We start from the raw sequence: 18,605 nt of genomic DNA, 5'->3' as shown, positions 1-18,605 counted from the left end.
GGTTACCACGGCGGTTCCGGAAGTCGGTGTGGACCGGTCCGTCCGCGCGGTGCGGTCCGCGGCCTCGGGGAGGATGCGGCGGTGCGGATCTCCCCTCCTGCCGTGCCCGGTCGGGTGCTGGCCCCGCTGGCGGCCCTGTCGGTGATCGCGGTGCTGGACCTCGTCGCGTCGTCGCGGTGGTGGTCGCTGGCCGTCGTGGGCGTCCTCGACGAGCCGGCGCACCTGCTCACCGCCTGGCTGGTCCTGCGGGCGGTGCCCGAACTCCGGGCCCGGTCGCCGTTGCCGTGGGTCCTCGCCGGCGCGGTCGCCATCGACGTCGACCACGTGCCGCTGTACCTGTGGGGAGCGCTGGCCAGCACGCCCGAGGGGCGCCCGGTCACCCACTCGCTGGTCACTGTCCTCGCGCTGGCGGCGGTCGCGGTGGCCAGCCGGCGGCTGCGGACCGCAGCGACCGGGCTGTGCGTCGGCGTGCTGCTGCACTTCGTGCGCGACGTGGCGACGGGACCGGGCCTGCCGCTGGCGTGGCCCGTGCGGGTGGACTCCGTGCTGCTCCCCTACGGGGTCTACCTGGGGGTCGTCGCCGCGTGCGCCGTGCTCGCCGCCGTCCGGACGCCCGCCACGGACCCCCCGGCCGCTCCCGGCCGCTCCGCGGTCACCGCACCACGGCGACCGGACACGGGGCGGCGGTGACGCAGTGCAGACCGACCGAGCCCAGCAGCAGGCCCGCCCACCCGGACCGGCCGCGCGAGCCCACCACCAGCAGGTCGGCTCCCCCGGCGACGTCGACCAGGACGTCGCGCTCGACGCCCTGGACCGCCTCCGCCCGCACCCGCAGGTCGCCGGGCCGGTCGAGTCCGGCGGCCCGCAGGCTCCGCTGCAGCGTCGCCCCGGCCTCCTCCTGCAGCGTGGTGTCCGGCACGGCCCACAGCGGCCCGCCGTAGCCGGACACGGTGTCGATCCAGCCGTGGACCACGTGCAGCTGCGCGCCGCGCAGCCGGGCCTCGGCCGCGGCGGACCGCGCCGCGGTCACCGAGTCCGCCGAGCCGTCCACCCCCACCACGACCCGCCCGCCCGCGTCGGATCCGGCCGCCGGGGACTCGCCGCGGACGACGACGACCGGGCCGTCGGCGTACTGGGCGCACTGCTGGCCGACCGAGCCCACCAGCCGGCCGTGCAGGCCGCCCAGCCCGCGGGAGCCGACGACCAGCAGCCCGTCGGCGCCGGCCACCTCGATGAGCGTCCTCGCGGGGTGGCCGTACCGGACCTCGGGGACGACCGGGACCGCGGTGGTCCCCGTGGCCCGGGCCGCCGCGTCGTCGTCGGCACGCATCCCGGCCACGACGTCGGCCTCGAACCGGGCGACGGATCCGGAGCGGTCCGCGCCGTCCGCGTCGTCCGGCGGCCGACGCCCCGCCCACACGGTGACCACCCGCACCGCCGTCCCGCGCAGCCGGGCCTCGCACAGAGCCCACGTCAGCGCCCGGCGGCCCTCGTCGGACCCGTCGACCCCGACCACGACCTCGCCGACGGCGTGCCCCTGCTGCGTCGTCGCGCCTCCTCCCGGGGCGGCGCTCCGGTGACCGTCCGGGGCGTCGTCCCCGGTCCCGGCCCCGCGGCTACCCACCGCTGCCCACCGGCACCCGGCACGCGGGCGCGGACCGCGGCCTGCGCGCACACTGGCGCGGGAGCTGCCCGACCGTCGTCCGCGGACAGGGGGAGGCCATGAGCGCCGCGTCGTCCGTCCTCGCCGGCCTGGAGCGGACGCGGCCGTGGCAGGAGGAGCTCTACCGCGACCTCCACCGGCACCCGGAGCTCTCCCACCGGGAGACCCGGACCGCGGGGCTGGCGGCCGCCCGGCTGCGTGCCGCCGGGTTCGAGGTGCACGAGGGCGTGGGCGGCACCGGGGTGGTGGGCGTCCTGCGCAACGGCGACGGCGCGACGGTGCTGCTGCGGGCGGACATGGACGCCCTCCCGGTGCGCGAGGCGACCGGGCTGCCCTACGCCAGCCGGATCACGGCTCCCGACGCCGACGGCGACGAGGTGCCGGTGATGCACGCCTGCGCCCACGACGCGCACGTGGCCTGCCTGGCCGGGGCCGCGCAGCTGCTCGCCGAGGGCAGGCGGCACTGGTCGGGGACGCTGGTCGCGCTCTTCCAGCCCGCGGAGGAGACCGGCGACGGCGCCCGCGGGATGGTCGAGGCCGGGCTCGCCGACCTGGTGCCGACCCCGCGGGTGGCCCTGGCCCAGCACGTGGTGGCCGGGCCCGCCGGGCAGGTGCGCACGCACGCCGGCGCCGTGCTGTCGGCGGCCGACAGCGTGCGCGTCACCGTGCACGGGCGCGGCGCCCACGGCTCGATGCCGCAGGCCGCCGTCGACCCGGTCGTCCTGGCCGCCGTGATCGTCGTCCGGCTGCAGACTGTCGTCTCCCGCGAGGTGCCCCCCGGGGAGACCGCGGTGCTGACCGTCGGCAGCATCCGGGCCGGGACCAAGAGCAACGTCATCCCTGACCACGCGGTGCTGCTGCTCAACGTCCGCACGTTCAGCGACGCGACCCGCCGCGCGATCCTGGACGCCGTCGAGCGGATCGTCCGGGCCGAGTGCCAGGCGTCGGGCTGCCCCCGGGAGCCGGAGTTCGCGCTGTTCGACCGGTTCCCGCTGACCGACAACGACCCCGCCGTCACCGAGCGGGTGGCCGCCGCGTTCGCCGACTTCTTCGGCGAGCGGGCCGGGCCGGGAGGCCCGCAGTCGGCCAGCGAGGACTTCAGCGACATCCCGGCCGCGCTGGGCGTGCCCTCCACCTACTGGTTCGTCGGCGGGACCGACCCCGAGGTGTACCGCGCGGCGGAGGCGGCCGGGCGGGTCGCCCAGGACGTGCCGGTCAACCACTCCGCCGGCTTCGCCCCGGTCCTGCAGCCCACCCTGGACACCGGCACGCAGGCGCTGGTCGTCGGCGCGCTGGCCTGGCTGGCCGGCTAGCGCCCCGGCGGCGCGGTCAGTCGTCGTCCGGGCCCGGGTCGTCGAAGGCCCGGGGCCGCATCGGCGCGTCCAGGTCGTGGTGGACGCCGACCGTGCGGATGCCGGAGCACAGGACCGCCGCGACGGCCAGGTGGCGCCGGTCGTGGCCGGTGGCACGTCGCCGAGCAGGACGTCGCGGACGACGCCTCCCCCGATCGCGGTGGTCGTGCCCAGGCCGCCGACGACGTCGAGCCGGGCGACGCTCAGCGCGGTCAGCGCACCGTTCCGGGCGCGATCGTGCCCAGGAGGTCCAGGGCCGGCAACACCGTCGCCTCGGCGGTCACCCGGCGGTTCCACCAGGGGCGGTGACGGGCTCCCCCGGCCGGCCGGGGGAGCCGGCGGTCACCGCGTCACACGAGCTGCTGGGCCTCGGTCAGCGTGTGCCGCAGGACCTGCTCGATCACGTCGAACTCCGCCTGGCCGCAGATGAGCGGCGGGGCGATCTGGACGACGACGTCGCCGCGGTCGTCGGGGCGGCAGTACAGGCCGTTGTCGAACAGCGAGCCGGGCAGGAAGCCGCGCACGAGGCGGTCCCGCTCGGCGGCGTCGAAGGTCTGCCGGGTGGCCTTGTCCTTGACCAGCTCGACGGCCCAGAAGTACCCGTCGCCGCGGACGTCGCCGACGATCGGCAGGTCCAGCAGCTTGCGCAGGGTGGCGCCGAGTGCCGCCTCGTTGTCCAGCACCCGCTGGTTGAGCCCCTCGCGCTCCATGAGGTCGAGGTTGGCCAGGGACACCGCGGCGGACACGGGGTGGCCGCCGAAGGTGTAGCCGTGCGGGAACGCGACACCGGGGCGGAGGAACGGCTCGACGACCCTCTCCGAGGCGATCATCGCGCCGATCGGGCCGTAGCCGGAGCTCATCCCCTTGGCGCAGGTGATCAGGTCGGGCGTGTAGCCGAACTTCTCGCAGGCGAACGTCGTCCCGTGCCGGCCGAAGGCGCAGATGACCTCGTCGGAGACCAGGAGCACGTCGTGCTCGTCGCAGATCTCGCGGACCCGGTCGAAGTAGCCCGGGGGCGGGGTCAGGCAGCCGCCGGAGTTCTGCACCGGCTCGAGGAACACCGCGGCGACGGTGTCGGCGCCCTCGAAGAGGATCGCCTCCTCGATCCGGTCGGCGGCCCAGCGGCCGAAGGCCTTCGGGTCCTCGGCGAACTCGGGGTGGCGGTAGAGGTTGGTGTTCGGCACCCGGAAGCCGCCGGGGGCCAGCGGCTCGAAGTCCTTCTTCATGGCCGGCAGCCCGGTGATGGCCAGCGCGCCGTGCGGGGTGCCGTGGTAGGCCACCGCGCGGCTGATCACCTTGTGCTTCTGCGGCTTGCCGATCAGCTTGAAGTACTGCTTGGCGGCCTTCCACGCCGACTCCACCGCCTCTCCCCCGCCGCTGGTGAAGAAGACGCGGTTGAGGTCGCCGGGCGCCAGGTGCGCGAGCCGCTCGGCGAGCTCGGCCTGCACCGGCGTGGTGTAGCCCCACACCGGGAAGTAGGCCAGCTCGGCGGCCTGCTCAGCGGCCGCTTCGGCCAGCTCCCGGCGCCCGTGCCCGACCTGGACGACGAATAGCCCGGACAGGCCGTCGAGGATCTTCCGGCCCGGTTGTCCCAGATGTGGGCGCCCTCGCCGCGGGTGACCACCGGGACCGGGATCTCCGGGTGGCGGCCCTGGCGGGCGAAGTGCATCCACAGGTGGTCGGCGGCGCGGGCCGCCGTCGCGTCCGGCACGCCGGCCGGGGGCTGCTCGATCGAGGTGGTCATCCCGGGCTCCTCGGGGCTTCGGGTCGGACGGCCGATGATGCCCCGAGTCTGCGGGCGGCCGGTGCCCGCCGTCACCCGGTGACCGGCGCCTGCGGTCAGGGCGCCTCGTCGTGGCGCGGTGCGGGGACGTCGGCCGGGATGCGGCGGCCCTCGGCGAGCAGGCAGGCGTGCTGGAGCCCGGCGACCGCCGCGACCTGCAGCAGCGGCAGCCGCACGAACACCAGACCGAAGACGCCCAGGAAGCCGGCGAAGAGCCACAGCGAGGTCCCCAGGCAGAGCAGGCGCCGGCCGGACCAGCCGACGTCCGCCCCCGACCGCGCGAGGGGCAGCGCCGCCAGCCCGAAGGCCGTCCCCAGCACGACGGACAGCAGCGCGGCGCTGCTGGAGCCGCCCAGCCGGGCAGCGGGGAGGACGCCGAGCACGGCCGCGGCGACCGCGGCCGACCACCACAGGCGTCCGGCCGACCGGCCGGTCCCCGCGGCCGGCGGCTCGTAGCAGTCCAGCTCGGTCGGCGGGTGCGCGGCCAGCATGCGGGACCGGTCCCGGTACACCGCCACCGTGGGATGGTTGCGGCGGACGCGCTCGACGAGCTCTCCCGGGACGGCGGCCGACAGCCACAGGGCCTCGATCCGGCAGTGCTCGGCCCGGAGGCCACGGGTCCCCGCGACGACGCGTCCCCAGCAGGAGACCACCGCGAGGACGTGGCGGCTGCGCGGGTGCTCGCGGACCCACTCCTCCCGGCCGGAGGCGTAGAAGCCGCACGTGCAGTCCGGGTCGGGGCTCGGGTGCGGCGGGCGGTCCTGCAGGCAGCGCGCGGTGTTGACGCCGTCGTGCCAGGGGTCGTCCGAGAAGAGCGGGTACAGCACGCCGTCCGGGCCGATGCGGAAGGTGCGCAGTGCCCGGATCTGACCCACCTGCGGCTCGAAGCCACCCTGGGGGTCCACCGCGGCTACTCCGCGGGAGACGCCGGCTGCGGCTCGGGACGGTCCGGCACGGCCGGCTCGGGTGCCGGCTCGGGCACGGGCAGGACCTCGATGCGGCGCACTTCCTTGCCGATGTTGCCCACGTCCCGAGGGTAGGGAACCGTTCCCGGGAGCGGGAGGTGTCCCGTCGCCGCGACGGGCGAGGACCGGACGGAGGGGGTGGCGCCGTGACCGACCAGCAGCCGGTCGAGCCCAGCGACGTGTACCGGGCGGACGGGAGCCGGGTGCCGGACCGGAGGACGGTGCCGGCGGCGGTGCGGTCCCTGCTCCCGGCGCTGGTCCGCCGCACGGCCGCGGGGTCGCTGGCCACCGCGTCGGCGGTGGCGGTCGCGGCGGTGGTCACCGCGCGGGCCGCCGGGGTCGCGCGCCAGGTGGTGGAGCAGGCGGCGCGGGAGGCGCTGGGGGCCCGTCCTCCCGGACCGTGGGTCGAGGTCTCGGTCACCCGGGTCGAGGTCCGCTGGCGGCTGTGAACCCGGCTCACCGCACACGGGCTCCCCGAGCCGGTCAGGTGGCGCGGTCGCGACCGCCGGCCTACCCCGGGAGACCGGTGCCCGGGCTCGAGGCCCGCACCGGCCTGCGGTTCCCCGCCGCCGTCCGGGACGTCGACAGTCGGGACTGGCCCGCAGACGCCGGCCGGGGCGCCGCTGACCGACACCGACGACATCCGGTGGTCGGCCCCGTCCCACGGCCGACGCCGGTATCACCCCGCGCCGGCCGCGCCTCTCACCTCCGTCAGACCGACCGACAGTGGAGGACACGATGGGACGCAGCATGCAGCCGGTCCGGCTCTCGACCACCGAGAGCGAGGAGGTCGAGCTGGCCCGGACGGTGGACGCCGCGGTCACGGAGGTGCTGCGGAACGGCACCCCGACGGTGGAGGACGAGCCTGCGGTCACCGAGCGGCTCCTGACCCGCCTCGACGGCGCCATCACCTCCGAGGCGGCCCCCCCGGCGACCCGGGCGCAGCCGCCCACCCGCGCGCCGATGGTGCAGCTCGACGGGCTCGAGGTCACCCAGGGCATCCAGGACCCGACGCACACCGTCCCGCTCGTGGCCGACCGGCCGACGGTGGTCCGCGCCTACCTGCGCTACGCGCGCGCCGCGGTGACGGTGCGCGGCGAGCTGCTCGTCGCCCGCTCGGCGAACGGCCCGTGGCAGTCGGTGCCCTCCCTCGGCGCGGCCCAGCTGGACCCCTCGCGCAGCGGCTCCTCACTCGCCGAGCTGCGGTCCCGCCGGCTGGACCTGGCCTACAGCCTGGACTTCCTGCTGCCGGCGCAGTACACGGGCCCCGGGCCGCTGTGGCTGCGGATGGGGAAGGTCCTGCGGACCACCGGTTCCCCGCTGCCGTCGCTGGCCGGCCTGACCACGCGCACCGTCACCTTCGGCGCGCCGGTGCCCCTGCGGATGCGCCTGGTGCGGGTCCGCTACTCGACGGGCACGCCCCCGGTGACGCACGAGCCGTCCACCACCGACACGACCCTGATCGCCTCCTGGCTGCGCCGCGCCTACCCGATCTCCCGCCTGCACCTGAGCTCGTCGACGGTGACCGCCACCGCGGCGGCTCCGTTCGGCGCGGCCCAGGTCAACGCCCAGCTCCTGGCGTTGCGCGCGATCGACGTCAGCACGGGGACCGACGCACGCACCCACTACTACGGGATGGTCGCCGACAGCGGCTTCTTCATGCGCGGCCTGGCGTCCGGCATCCCGCAGACCCCTCAGCCGGGCACCGTCGCCTCCGGCCCCACCGGGCCGTCGACCTTCGGGTGGGACGGCGACGGCTCCTACGGGGACTGGTACGGCGGGCACGAGCTCGCCCACACCCTCGGCCGCTTCCACGCCGAGTTCTGCGGCGCGGCCGGGGGCGCGCCCTACCCGTTCCCGAACGGGCAGCTGTCCGACGCCGACGACCGCTTCGTCGGCATCGACGTCGGGGACCCCGTCCTGGGCCTGCCCCTGCGGGTGCTAGCGGGTACCACCTCGCACGACGTCATGACCTACTGCGACAACCAGTGGCTGAGCTCCTTCACCTACGGCGGCGTGCACGCCCGGCTGGTGGCGGAGGACGCCCTGCCGGCGGGCGGCGCGGCGCCGGAGACGCTGGGTGCGGCGAGCGGAGAGGAGCGGGCGGGCATGCGGATCGTGGCGGCGCTGGACCTCACCCGGGCCGAGGGCACGATCGTCTCGGTGCTGCCCGACGACCCGGCAGGCGGCGACGAGGCCGAGGGCACCGGGGCTGGGACCCCGGAGGCCGCCGACGGCGCCGCGCGGGTGTCGGTGCGCATCCGCGACGCGGCCGGCGAGGTCCTCGACGAGCGACCGGTGACCTTCCGGCCCAGCGTCTGCGAGGACCCCGACGACGACCTGACCGGCGTCGTCGACTCCGTCGTCCCCTCGGTGGAGGGAGCCGCGCGGGTGGAGCTGCTCGTCGACGGGCAGCCGGTGGCCGCCGAGGCCGTCGGCGGGCAGACCGGGGACGTCGGCGAGCTCCTGACGTCGCGGGCGGCTGGTGCCGGCGGGCCCGGGAGGCCGCTGGAGGTGCGCTGGGACACGGGGGACGCCCCGGCCGACCAGCGCTACATCGTGCAGCTGAGCGAGGACGGCGGCGGGAGCTGGCGGACGGTCGCCGTCGGCCTGACCGAGCCCGCCACGACGGTGCCGGCCGACGAGCTCTCCGGCGACGAGGTCACCGTCCGGCTGCTCGCCACCACCGGCACCCGGACGACCGTGCTGCGCACCGAGACCGTCCCGGTCCGCTGACCGGGCCGGCCCGACCCCCCCTGCACCGACCCCCACCATCGACCGGCCGGTCGACGGTGGGGGTCGGTGACCGCCGGCGCACCCGCCGAGGAGCTGTCCGCCCGGCGCGACGCCTCGGTCACGGGACGGGATCGACGGCGCGCGGCGGGGCCGGGGAGGTCGCCGGGTCCGGGCGCGGCCGGCGCGCCGGCGCGGTGAGCACGACCAGGCCGGCGAGCAGGACCGCCGTGCCGAGCCAGCCCAGCGCCGGTAGTCGTTCGCCCAGTACGAGGACGGCGACGACCGCGGCGACGGCGGGTTCGAGCAGGGAGAGCGAGGTGGCGGTGCTGGCGGAGACGGCGGCCAGGCCCCGGCCGAACAGCACGTAGCCGAGGAACATCGGCACGACGGCCAGGTAGGCCACGGCCGCGAGGTTCGACCAGGACGCCACGATGGGTGCGCCGGTGAGCAGCAGGACCGGCAGCAGCAGGACGCCGCCGGCGCCGAACACCGCGCCCATGACGGGGCGGGAGGGCAGTCCGCGGCGCATGACCCGCGCCGCGCCCCAGGAGTACACCGCGTAGGTCAGGCCGGCCAGCAGGCCGAGCCCGATGCCGAGCACCGGCCGCGCACCGGCGCCGGCGCTCGCCGCGCCCTGCTCGCCCGCGCGGGCGAGGGCCAGCGCGAGCACGCCGAGGACGCCGGCGGCGGCGCCGAGCGCCCAGCGGCGGGACAGCAGCTGGTGGTCGACGACGCGCTCGACGAGGGCGGCCGCCACCGGCGCCGAGCCGATGGACACGACCGTGCCGACGGTGACCCCGGCCAGGCGCATCGAGGTGTAGAAGGCCAGCGGGTACACCGCCACCGCGGCGGCGGACACGGCCAGTGTCGGCCACTGCCCGGCCAGGGCGGCGCGGTGCACGCGCACGACGCGGGACGCGGCTGCCGCCTGCAGCAGGCCGCCGACGCCCATCGCCGCCGCACCGACCGCCAGGGACCCGACGCCGGGGGCCAGGGCCGCCGCGGTGCCGGTCGTGCCCCACAGCACGGCCGCGGCCAGCACGCACGCGCTGCCGTAGGTGGCGCCGTACTTCACCGGGCGTCCGCGTCGGTGGCAGCGTCGACCAGCTGCACGGCCAGGTCGCGGACGCGGTGCAGCCGGCGGGAGTCGCCCTCCAGCCCGGCCCGGGCCATCGCCCCCTCGAGCAGGAACGACAGCTCCTCGGCCAGGTCGGCGACGCGGCCGGCCGGCACGCCGTCGACCTCGGCGAGGTGGGCGGCCAGGAGTGCCTCGACCTCCTCCTTGTGCCGGCGCACCAGCTGCCGTCCGGGGGCGCCAGCGGGCAGCTCGGCCGCCGCGTTGAGCAGCCCGCACCCGCGGAAGCCGTGCCGGTGGGCCCGCTCGGCGTGGTCGACGTAGGCCTCGACCACCGCCGTCACCCGGCCGAGGGCGTCGGTCGCCTCGGCCAGCCGGTGGCGGTAGAGGTCGAGCCACTCCTCGTGCCGCGCCTCGAGATAGGCCAGCACGAGCTCGTCCTTGCCGGCGAAGTTGTTGTACAGGCTCATCTTCGCCACCCCCGCCGTGGCGGTGATGGTGTCGATGCCGGTCGCGCCGACCCCCTGGTCGTAGAAGCACTCGGCCGCCGCGGCCAGCAGCCGGGCCCGCGCCGACCCGCGTCCCGACCTCGTCTGCTCGGACACCACAGCTCCTCCTCCGCTGACTGGGTAGACCAGTCTACCCAGTACGGTGCGAAGGTCGTGAGGTGTTGCCTGGCCGCCGCGGCGCGCCGCCCGGCGGCAGGGCATCCGGCGGCAGGGCATGCTGCCCTCCACCTCACCCCTGGCCGCACCCCGAGGAGATCCGTGACCGCTGACCAGCCGCCCGCCGTGCCTCCCGACCTCGCGCCCGAGGAGCGCGACCGCTTCTTCCTCGGTCTCGCGGTGGAGCAGGCGCGGCTGGGCTGGGAGGAGGGCGGCGTCCCGATCGGCGCGGCCCTCGTCCACGACGGCCGCGTGCTGGCAGTGGGGAGGAACCGGCGGGTGCAGATGGACAGCGCCATCCGGCACGGCGAGACCGACTGTGTGGAGCGCGCGGGCCGGCTGCCGGCGTCGGTGTACCGCCGCAGCGTCCTCTACACCACGCTCTCGCCCTGCTACATGTGCGCGGGGACAGCACTGCTCTACGAGATCCCGCGGATCGTCATCGGCGAGAACCGCAGCTTCTCCCAGTCCGAGGAGCTGCTGCGGTCGCACGGCGTCCGGGTCGACGTCCTCGACGACCCCGACTGCGTCGCGCTCATGCAGCGGATGCTCGCCGAGCGCCCACAGTTGTGGCGGGAGGACATCGGCGAGGAGGCATGAGGCGGCCAGCCGGCAGCGACCGGGGAGGTCTCACCCGCGGGATCTCCCCGGTCGGCCGGGTCAGTGCGCCGGCACCACCCCGGGGCGTCGATCAGGCCGCGGGGTGCAGGTGCGGTGATCCGGTGCGGATCTCGGTACCGTCGGGGCGCCAGGTGCGCCGACATCCGTCGGGTTGTCGCTCCACGCGGAAGCCGTGGTGGACCTTGCTGTGGTGCCGCTCGCACAGCAGGGCGGAGTTGTCCAGGTTGGTGGGGCCGCCGTCGAGCCAGTGCACCAGGTGGTGCACCTCCGCCCACCAGGTGGGGGCGTCGCAGCCGGTGAACACGCACCCGCCGTCGCGCAGCTCCACCGCCCGGCGCAGGTACCGGTCGGCCAGGCGCTGCTCCCGGCCGAGGTCGATGGGTGCCCGTCGGGGCCCATGACGACCCGGGAGACGGTGGCGTCGCAGGCGATCCAGCGGGCGCGGGCGGCGGAGATCACCGCCCCGAACCCCATCCGCCCAGCCGTCGGGCCCCCGGTCGGGTCGATCAGGTCATCGAGGTCGATGACCACGGCGACGTGTGGCTTGACGGTGCGCAGCACCGGCAGGCTGCCGGCGGCGAGGGTGGTGTCGGCCCGCTGCACGAATGCATCCCTCAGCCGCTGGGCGCGGCAGCGCTCATCCCCGGCCGGGCGGTCGGCCTGCACGTGGGACTCCAGGGCGGCATGCACCTTCTCCTCACCCACCGCGTCGAGCTCGCCGCGGATGCTGATCGACCCGTCGGCGTGCCTGACGAGGGTCAGCCGGCGGCCGTCGGTGGGATCCGGTTCGGGCCCGTCGGGGTCCAGGTAGTGCCGCACCACGGCCATGAAGTCGGCGTGGGGCTGCTCGACGGCGACCCCGGTGAACACGGCGTCGAGAACGGCCAGGTCCACCCCGGCGGCCGCGGCCGCCGCCAGCCGCTCCGGCGTCACGATGCGGGCCACCGCGGCCACCTGCTCGGCGCTGACCAGCCCGGCGTCGTGGGCCTCGGCCAGCGCCGGCAGGTGCGCCAGAGTGCGCCAGGGTGCGCACCAGCCGGGCGGCCTCGGCCGCCGACAGCCGGCAGTGCCCCCGCAACCAGGCAGCCGTGCTCTTCAGCCCGTCGCGTTCGGGCGCCTGCGACAGCTCCGCCTCCCGCACCCGGCGGGTCAAACCGCGCCTCGAGGCGGTTGCGCTCGGCGACCAGCGCGGCGACGTCGTCCAGCGCGGCGACGTCGTCCAGCGCGTCACCGCCCAGCGAACCACCCGAACACATGTACGAAGACCACCTGAGCCCACGCGCTCCGTCCACCTGAAATCGCAGGTCAGGGGGCTGACAGCGCCCCCAGGCGCTTCCAGCGAGGGCCACCGCCGCGTGAAGACGGACAGTCCCGGGGCGCGACCTCCGGCGACCGGCGGCAGGCCGGCGGTGCCGGGCCGCACGGCCGGTGCCAGCCGGTGCCGACGCGGCTGGGTCGCCCGACACGAGGGACACCGACCTCCGGAGGGCGATCGTCGGAGCCGGCATCGGGGCCTGTCCCTGGCTCTCGCGCTGCGGGAGCGCGGACTGCGGGCCGAGGTGTTCGAGCAGGCCGCGGAACTGCGGGCGCGGCCCGGGCACGCGGCCGTGCCCGGTGCTGCTGCCGGGCACCGGCGGTGCCGTGACGCTGCCGTGACGAGGTCATGACGACCCGGGTCGACGATCGCGGTCCGGGGCTCCGGACGACCACGTCCCGGTCCCGTCGGACCGAGGGGGTCCCATGACCGGCGGACCCGGGCCAGGGAGCGGGGACACGCGGGAGCGGACGGCCGAGGAGCACGCGTCCCTCCTCCAGGACGCGGCCCACCTGAGCATCGTGGGCGCCGTCCTGCTCACCGGCTTCGCGCTGGTGAAGAGCTACGCGGTGGGTCACTTTTCCCTCACGACCGGGGCGGCGCTCCTGACCACGGCCCCGCTGACGGTCCTGCTGGGCAGCCTCATGTCCTACGCCTACTGGGTCCTCCTGCTGGCCGCGCTCGCTCTCGCGTACGGCGCCCACCGGGTACGACGGAGGTCGGGTGCCTGGACCTGGGAGGGAGCCGCGATGCTGGGCCTCGCGGCGTTCGCGGCGCTGCTCTCGCCGGTGCGTCCGCTGCTCACCTGCACGCTGGCGTTCCTCGCCTTCCTCGTCGTGGCCCGCGCACCCCGCGTCGTGGCGCGGACCGGTCCCGACGCGCAGGAGCACCGCCCGCGGTGGCGGAGCCGCTGGGCCTCGCTGAGCCGCTCCCCCCTCCTCGGCACACCGGTCTTCTTCGTCGTCGCCGTGTTGTGGGTCCTGCTCGGCACGCTGACCCGGCCGTGGACGCCGGTCGAGCTGGTCGGGTACCAGGAGGGCTCGGAGCAGCACCTCGTCGTCGGCAACGTCCTCAGCGCCGACGGCGAGTGGACGACCGTCATGCGGTCGGGCGACCGCGGCCTGACCCGGATCCGCTCGGAGGACGTCGTGAGCCGCCGGCTCTGCCACCTCGTGGGCGCCCAGGAGCCCGGGCAGGCCCCGCTGCTGTGGGAAGCTCCAGGACCGGCCCTACCAGTCCCCGAACCGCAGCTGCCGCACGCTCGCCGACCGGCAGACCGGCGTCCAGGTGACGGCGAGGTCGTTCACCGGCTGAGACGGCGCGGACCGGCCGCCGGCCCGCGCCACCGGGCGTATCAGGAGGCGGCGCCGGAGCTCTGTCAGGCGAGCGCCTCGCGGCGGCCGGACCGGCCGCCGCGCACCCCGACGACGACGGAGCGAGAGCATGCCCCTCCCCTACGACGGCGACCGGATCACCCTGCACGACCCCGACGGCACCGAGCTGGCAGTGCGCGCCTGGGGCAACCAGTTCGCCGCGGTCTTCGAGACCCTCGACGGGTACACCGTCGTGCAGGACCCCGACAGCGGGTTCTGGCACTACGCGACGCTGTCGCCCGACGAGCAGGAGCTCCTCCCCACGACCGACCGGGTCGGCGCCGTGGACCCCGCCCGGCTCGACCTGCCCCGGCACACCCGCCCCCGGCGGGAGGCGAGGGGCGCCCTGCCCCGGGCGGCCCTCGCCGCGGCCGCCGAGCGGCCGCGGTGGGAGGCCCGCCGCGAGCAGCGGCGGGCACGCAGCGCCCGGGCCGCGCAGGAGGGCCCGGTGCCGGCGCCTCCCCACGAGGAGACGACCGGCAACTACGTCGGCCTGTGCCTGCTCGTGGCGTTCCCCGACGTGCCGGCCACGATCACCCGCCGGCAGGTCGACGACTTCTGCAACCTGGCGGGGTACGCGGAGTTCGGCAACAACGGGTCCGTCCGCGACTACTTCGCCGACGTGTCGGGCGGGAAGCTGACCTACACCAACGTGGTCACGGCCTACTACACCGCGAAGCACGAGCGGGCCTACTACACCGACGAGACGGTCGAGCAGCCGCTGCGGACGTGGGAGCTGATCACCGAGGCACTCGACGACCTGGTGGCGGGCGGGTTCGACTTCTCGCCGCTCACGACCGACGACGCCGGGTTCGTGCGGGCGCTCAACGTCTTCTACACGGGCACCCGCGTCAACAACTGGGCCAAGGGGCTGTGGCCGCACTCCTGGCACCTGGAGCACGGCTACCCCGTGACGCCGACGGCGCAGCTCTACGACTACCAGATCACCGACCTCGGCGACCGGCTGACGCTGCGGACGTTCTGCCACGAGAACGGCCACATGATCTGCGACTACCCCGACCTGTACGACTACGACGTCGACCCGGCACTGCAGGGCTACGGCGTCGGGCACTACTGCCTGATGTGCTTCGGCGGGTCGAACGTCAACCCCGTCCAGGTCAGCGCCTACCTCAAGCAGGCCTCGGGCTGGGCGTCCTCGGTCACCGCCCTGACCCCGGGCACGACGTCCACCCTCGAGGCCGGGACGAACGACTTCCTCGTGCACCGCAGGAACGCGACCGAGTACTTCGTCCTGGAGAACCGGCAGCAGGTGGGCCGGGACCGCTCGCTCCCGGACGCCGGCCTGGTCATCTGGCACGTCGACGAGCTCGGCGACAACAGCTTCGAGCAGATGACGCCCGCGCAGCACTACGAGTGCTCGCTGGAGCAGGCCGACGGCCGCTTCGACCTGGAGCACCGGAGCAACGCCGGTGACGCCTCCGACCTGTACGGCGCCCCGTACGCCACGGCGTTCGGGAACGCCACCGCGCCGGACAGCCGGTGGTGGGACGGCGACGCGTCGGGGCTGGAGATCGAGTCGGTCTCCGCTCCGGGCCCGAAGATGACCGTCACCACGGGGAACCAGAGCTGACTGGGCGTCCCGCACCGGTGCCCGGAGCCCGTGGTCCCCGTGCCGGGCTCGCGTCCCGCCGGGAGGCGGTGACGCGGCGGTGACGCGGCGGTGACGTCCGCCTCCCTAGCGTCTGCGCTCCCGAGGGGGGAGTCGGCAGGTGAGAGGGAGAACGCGTGCGCTGCACGGGACGTCGCACGCGGGGCCGTGGCCTCCCCCGGAGCCGCGATGAGCACCGGTTCCCGCGTCCTCGGACCCCCTGGAGCGAGGGCCGACAGCGGTACGGTCCTGCCGATGACGGCTCCGCCGGCCCCGGTCGGACACGGGACGCGGCCGCCGGGCGTCCGCAAGACGGTCACGATCCTCTTCTCCGACCTCGTGGACTCGTCGCGGCTGAGCCTCACCCTCGACCCGGAAGCGCTGTGGAACCTGCTCGAGCGCTACTTCGGTGAGATGAGCGCCGTCGTCGAGAAGCACGGCGGAACCGTGGAGAAGTACATCGGTGACGCGATCATGGCGGTGTTCGGCGTGCCGACCCTCCACGAGGACGACGCCCTGCGGGCGGTGCGGGCGGCGGTCGAGATGCGCGACTCCCTCGCCGTCCTCAACGGCGAGCTCGAGGCCGGCTGGGGCGTCCGGCTGGCCAGCCGGATCGGCGTCAACACCGGCGAGGTGATCGCCGGCGACCACCGGCGGGGACACCTGTTCGTCACCGGGGAGGCCGTGACCGTCGCCAAGCGCCTCGAGGAGGCGGCGGAGGCCGACGAGATCCTGATCGGCAGGTCCACCCAGCGGCTCGTGCGCGACGCGGTCGACGTCCGGCCGGGCGGCCGCCGCCCGCTCAAGCACGGGCAGGTGGTCGACGCCGTGACGGTGGTGCAGGCCCGTGCCCACGCCCCGGGCCTGGCGCGCCACTTCGAGTCGCCCTTCATCGGGCGCCGGGGACCGCGTGCCGTGCTGGACAGCGTGTTCGGCGAGACGGTCGGGCAGCGCAGGTGCCGTCTGCTGACCGTGCTCGGCGACGCGGGCGTGGGCAAGTCGCGGCTCGTGCAGGAGTTCACGGCGGACCTGCCCGGGGACGTCACGGTCCTGCACGGTCGCTGCCTGCCCTACGGCGAGGGCATCACCTACTGGCCCCTGGCCGAGATCGTCCGCGACATCGCGCGGGCCCGGGGCGTGGACCCCGGCGAACAGTCCGCGGCCACGATCGCCGCGCGGCTGGCCACGGGTGAGCTCGCCGGGGAGGACAAGGCCGAGCTGATCGCCCAGCGCGTGGCCGGGGCGCTCGGGCTCGGCGGCGCGGCCGGGGGGACGAGCGAGGAGACCTTCTGGGCGGTCCGCAGGCTCTTCGAGGCGCTCGCGCGGGCGGGACCGCTCGTCGTCGTGGTGGACGACCTGCACTGGGCCGAGCCGACCTTCCTCGACCTGGTCGAGCACGTCGCGGAGTTCTCCCGCGGCCTGCCGATCCTGCTCGTCTGCATCGCCCGGGGGGAGCTGCTGGAGACCCGCCCGGGATGGGGACGGGGCGCGGTCGACGCGACGTCGATCGCGCTCGAGCCCCTCGACGAGGCGGAGTGCCGCGCGCTGGTGTCCCACCTGCTCGGCGGCGCCCCGCTGCCGCCCGCCGCGGCGTCGCTGATCGCGGGCTCGGCGGAGGGCAACGCGCTCTTCGCGGAGGAGCTCGTGGCGATGCTCGTCGACGAGGGACGGCTCACGCGCGAGGACGGCCGCTGGGTCGTGCCGTCGGACCTCTCCGACCTGCCCGTGCCGTCGACGATCCACGCCCTGCTCGCCGCCCGGCTCGAGAGCCTGCCGGCCGACCTGCGGGCGATCCTGACGGCGGCGGCGGTCGAGGGTGTGGTGTTCCACCGGGGCCCGGTCGGCGAGCTCGCCTCCCCCGCACCCGGCAGGGCCCTCGAGGACAGCCTGCGGACGCTGGTCCAGCGGGGCCTGGTCCGCCGGAACCCGGCCGACTTCGCCGGTGAGGAGGCCTACCGCTTCCGTCACGGCCTGATCCGTGACGCCGCCTACCGCTCCCTGCCCAAGAACGCGCGGGCCGAGATGCACGAGCGCTACGCGGGCTGGCTCGAGGCCATGGCCGACGACCGCTCGCGCCTGGGGGAGTTCGAGGAGATCGTCGGCTACCACCTCGAGCAGGCCTTCCGGAACCGCGTGGCTCTCGGCCCGCGCGACGCGCGCGCCGCCTCCCTGGCCGCACGGGCGTCCGAGCGGCTCGAGGCGGCCGGACGGCGGGCACTCGCCCGCAGCGACCTGCCGGCGGGGATCGGCCTCCTCGAGCGGGTGACGGAACTGCTCCGGACCGAGGACCGGAGACGGCCCCTGGTGCTCACCGAGCTCGGCGCCGCGATGACCGAGTGCGGCCGGCTGGTCCAGGCCGAACGCGTGCTCGACGAGGCGCAGCGGCTGGCCGCCGCCGGCGACGACCCGTGCGCGGCGTCGCACGTGCTGGTCCAGCAGCAGTTCCTCCGGCTCCTCCACGTCGAGGACGGCGGCAGCGAGGAGGCCGCCCGGGCGATGGCCCGGGTGATCCCGGTCTTCGAGCGGTGCGCGGACGACCTCGGCCTGTGCCGCGCGCGGCGGCTGGAGGCCTGGCTGCACTGGAACGAGGCCCGTGCCGAGGCAGCGGCCGAGGCGTGGGAGCGCGCGGCCGCGCACGCACACGCGGCCGGGGACCGTCACGTGCGCAACGAGATCCTGACGTGGGTGGCGTCCTCGCTGTTCTTCGGTCCGACCCCCGCCGGTGAGGGGGTGCGCCGCTGCGAGGCGATGCGCGCGGAGGTGCGCGACAGCCCCGAGTCCGAGGCGGCGGTCCTCCGTCACCTCGCCGGCCTGCACGCGATGCTCGGCCGCTTCGACCTCGCCCGTCGGCTGCTGGCCACCAGCAACGCCGCCTATGCCGACCTCGGCCTGACCCTGAACGCGGCGACGTCCCAGAACGAAGCCGTCGTCGAGCTGCTCGCGGGCGACCCCGCAACGGCCGAGGAGAGCCTGCGCGCGGGGTGTCGCGCGCTGGAGGAGATCGGGGAACGGATGTTCCTCCCGACGACGGCCGCCTTCCTCGCGCGGGCGCTCCTGGAGCAGGGCCGCGACCGGGAGGCCGAGGAGCACGCCGACCTCAGCGCCCGGCTGGCCGGGCCCACCGACCTGCTGTCGCAGGTGCTCTGGCGCGGGGTCCGCGCGCGCCTGCTGACCAGGCGGGCGGAGCTCCACGAGGCCGAGGCGCTGGCGCGCGAGGCGGTGGCTCTCGCGGAGGCGACCGACTTCCTCAACCACCGGGCCGACGCGCTGCTCGACCTGTCGCACGTGCTCGAGGCCGCCCGCAGGGGCGAGGAGGCCGTCACCGCGGCGTCCGGAGCGCTGCACCTGTACGAGGCGAAGGGGAACGTCGTCTCCGCGGCCGCGACCCGACGCCGGCTCGCCGAACTGGACGGGACGACGTGACAGCGATGCCGTGCGCGGATCCGCC

Annotated in this window: 13 protein-coding genes and 1 pseudogene; 7 read left to right on the top strand and 7 right to left on the bottom strand. The window is 75.8% G+C overall.

The window, feature by feature from the left end:
• The first annotated feature begins 102 nt into the window (after window positions 1-102).
• On the top strand, window positions 103-690 hold the full coding sequence (locus ACWIZO_RS15620) for a metal-dependent hydrolase (protein WP_448638563.1): 588 nt from the start codon (window positions 103-105) through the stop codon (window positions 688-690).
• Here ACWIZO_RS15620 and ACWIZO_RS15615 read toward each other — a convergent pair.
• The gene (locus ACWIZO_RS15615) at window positions 653-1,624 is read right to left on the bottom strand and encodes a universal stress protein (protein ID WP_448638562.1); all 972 of its coding nucleotides are present in this window, start codon (window positions 1,622-1,624) and stop codon (window positions 653-655) included. The two genes, ACWIZO_RS15620 and ACWIZO_RS15615, sit on opposite strands and share 38 nt — an antisense overlap.
• 98 nt (window positions 1,625-1,722) lie before the next feature.
• Here ACWIZO_RS15615 and ACWIZO_RS15610 point away from each other — a divergent pair, with 98 nt between their 5' ends.
• Entirely contained in the window at window positions 1,723-2,976 is a 1,254-nt protein-coding gene (locus ACWIZO_RS15610; protein WP_448638561.1) for an amidohydrolase, read from the top strand.
• Between the two features lie 198 nt (window positions 2,977-3,174).
• Here ACWIZO_RS15610 and ACWIZO_RS15605 read toward each other — a convergent pair.
• From ACWIZO_RS15605 to ACWIZO_RS15595, 3 genes and pseudogenes are all read right to left on the bottom strand, one after another.
• Window positions 3,175-3,312 (bottom strand): annotated as a pseudogene (locus ACWIZO_RS15605) (hypothetical protein); the annotation flags it as partial.
• A gap of 53 nt (window positions 3,313-3,365) precedes the next feature.
• Window positions 3,366-4,688: an aspartate aminotransferase family protein gene (locus ACWIZO_RS15600; RefSeq protein WP_448638560.1), complete on the bottom strand. Its 1,323-nt coding sequence runs from the start codon at window positions 4,686-4,688 to the stop codon at window positions 3,366-3,368.
• A gap of 166 nt (window positions 4,689-4,854) precedes the next feature.
• The gene (locus ACWIZO_RS15595) at window positions 4,855-5,703 is read right to left on the bottom strand and encodes a hypothetical protein (RefSeq protein WP_448638559.1); all 849 of its coding nucleotides are present in this window, start codon (window positions 5,701-5,703) and stop codon (window positions 4,855-4,857) included.
• A 206-nt stretch (window positions 5,704-5,909) separates the two neighbouring features.
• Here ACWIZO_RS15595 and ACWIZO_RS15590 point away from each other — a divergent pair, with 206 nt between their 5' ends.
• Both ACWIZO_RS15590 and ACWIZO_RS15585 read left to right on the top strand, forming a co-directional pair.
• On the top strand, window positions 5,910-6,212 hold the full coding sequence (locus tag ACWIZO_RS15590) for a hypothetical protein (RefSeq protein ID WP_448638558.1): 303 nt from the start codon (window positions 5,910-5,912) through the stop codon (window positions 6,210-6,212).
• Window positions 6,213-6,501: 289 nt separating this feature from the next.
• The gene (locus tag ACWIZO_RS15585; protein ID WP_448638557.1) at window positions 6,502-8,499 is read left to right on the top strand and encodes a hypothetical protein; all 1,998 of its coding nucleotides are present in this window, start codon (window positions 6,502-6,504) and stop codon (window positions 8,497-8,499) included.
• A 118-nt stretch (window positions 8,500-8,617) separates the two neighbouring features.
• Here ACWIZO_RS15585 and ACWIZO_RS15580 read toward each other — a convergent pair whose 3' ends face one another.
• Both ACWIZO_RS15580 and ACWIZO_RS15575 read right to left on the bottom strand, forming a co-directional pair.
• Complete coding sequence (locus ACWIZO_RS15580) at window positions 8,618-9,574, bottom strand: DMT family transporter (protein WP_448638556.1); 957 nt, start codon at window positions 9,572-9,574, stop codon at window positions 8,618-8,620.
• Window positions 9,571-10,179: a TetR/AcrR family transcriptional regulator gene (locus ACWIZO_RS15575; protein ID WP_448638555.1), complete on the bottom strand. Its 609-nt coding sequence runs from the start codon at window positions 10,177-10,179 to the stop codon at window positions 9,571-9,573. Before ACWIZO_RS15575 ends, ACWIZO_RS15580 begins: the two co-directional genes overlap by 4 nt.
• A 162-nt stretch (window positions 10,180-10,341) precedes the next feature.
• Here ACWIZO_RS15575 and ACWIZO_RS15570 point away from each other — a divergent pair, with 162 nt between their 5' ends.
• Window positions 10,342-10,839, top strand: coding sequence for a nucleoside deaminase (locus ACWIZO_RS15570; RefSeq protein WP_448638554.1), 498 nt, complete (start codon window positions 10,342-10,344; stop codon window positions 10,837-10,839).
• Between the two features lie 60 nt (window positions 10,840-10,899).
• Here the strand turns inward: ACWIZO_RS15570 and ACWIZO_RS15565 are convergent, their stop codons facing one another.
• Complete coding sequence (locus tag ACWIZO_RS15565; protein ID WP_448638553.1) at window positions 10,900-11,814, bottom strand: DUF222 domain-containing protein; 915 nt, start codon at window positions 11,812-11,814, stop codon at window positions 10,900-10,902.
• A gap of 1,804 nt (window positions 11,815-13,618) precedes the next feature.
• On the opposite strand from ACWIZO_RS15565, the gene ACWIZO_RS15560 reads away from it, so the two are divergent.
• The gene (locus ACWIZO_RS15560) at window positions 13,619-15,139 is read left to right on the top strand and encodes a M6 family metalloprotease domain-containing protein (protein ID WP_448638552.1); all 1,521 of its coding nucleotides are present in this window, start codon (window positions 13,619-13,621) and stop codon (window positions 15,137-15,139) included.
• 273 nt (window positions 15,140-15,412) lie between these two features.
• Entirely contained in the window at window positions 15,413-18,580 is a 3,168-nt protein-coding gene (locus ACWIZO_RS15555) for an ATP-binding protein (protein WP_448638551.1), read from the top strand.
• Window positions 18,581-18,605: the final 25 nt, after the last annotated feature.

The organism is Geodermatophilus sp. URMC 63, assembly GCF_053502565.1.
This window is presented reverse-complemented; position numbering and strand designations above follow the sequence as displayed.

Bases quoted from the DNA above. Each gene is read 5' to 3' on its own strand.
- ACWIZO_RS15555 (WP_448638551.1), top strand. From the start codon at position 15,413: ATGACGGCTCCGCCGGCCCCGGTCGGACACGGGACGCGGCCGCCGGGC.
- ACWIZO_RS15585 (WP_448638557.1), top strand. From the start codon at position 6,502: ATGGGACGCAGCATGCAGCCGGTCCGGCTCTCGACCACCGAGAGCGAG.
- ACWIZO_RS15610 (WP_448638561.1), top strand. From the start codon at position 1,723: ATGAGCGCCGCGTCGTCCGTCCTCGCCGGCCTGGAGCGGACGCGGCCG.
- ACWIZO_RS15560 (WP_448638552.1), top strand. From the start codon at position 13,619: ATGCCCCTCCCCTACGACGGCGACCGGATCACCCTGCACGACCCCGAC.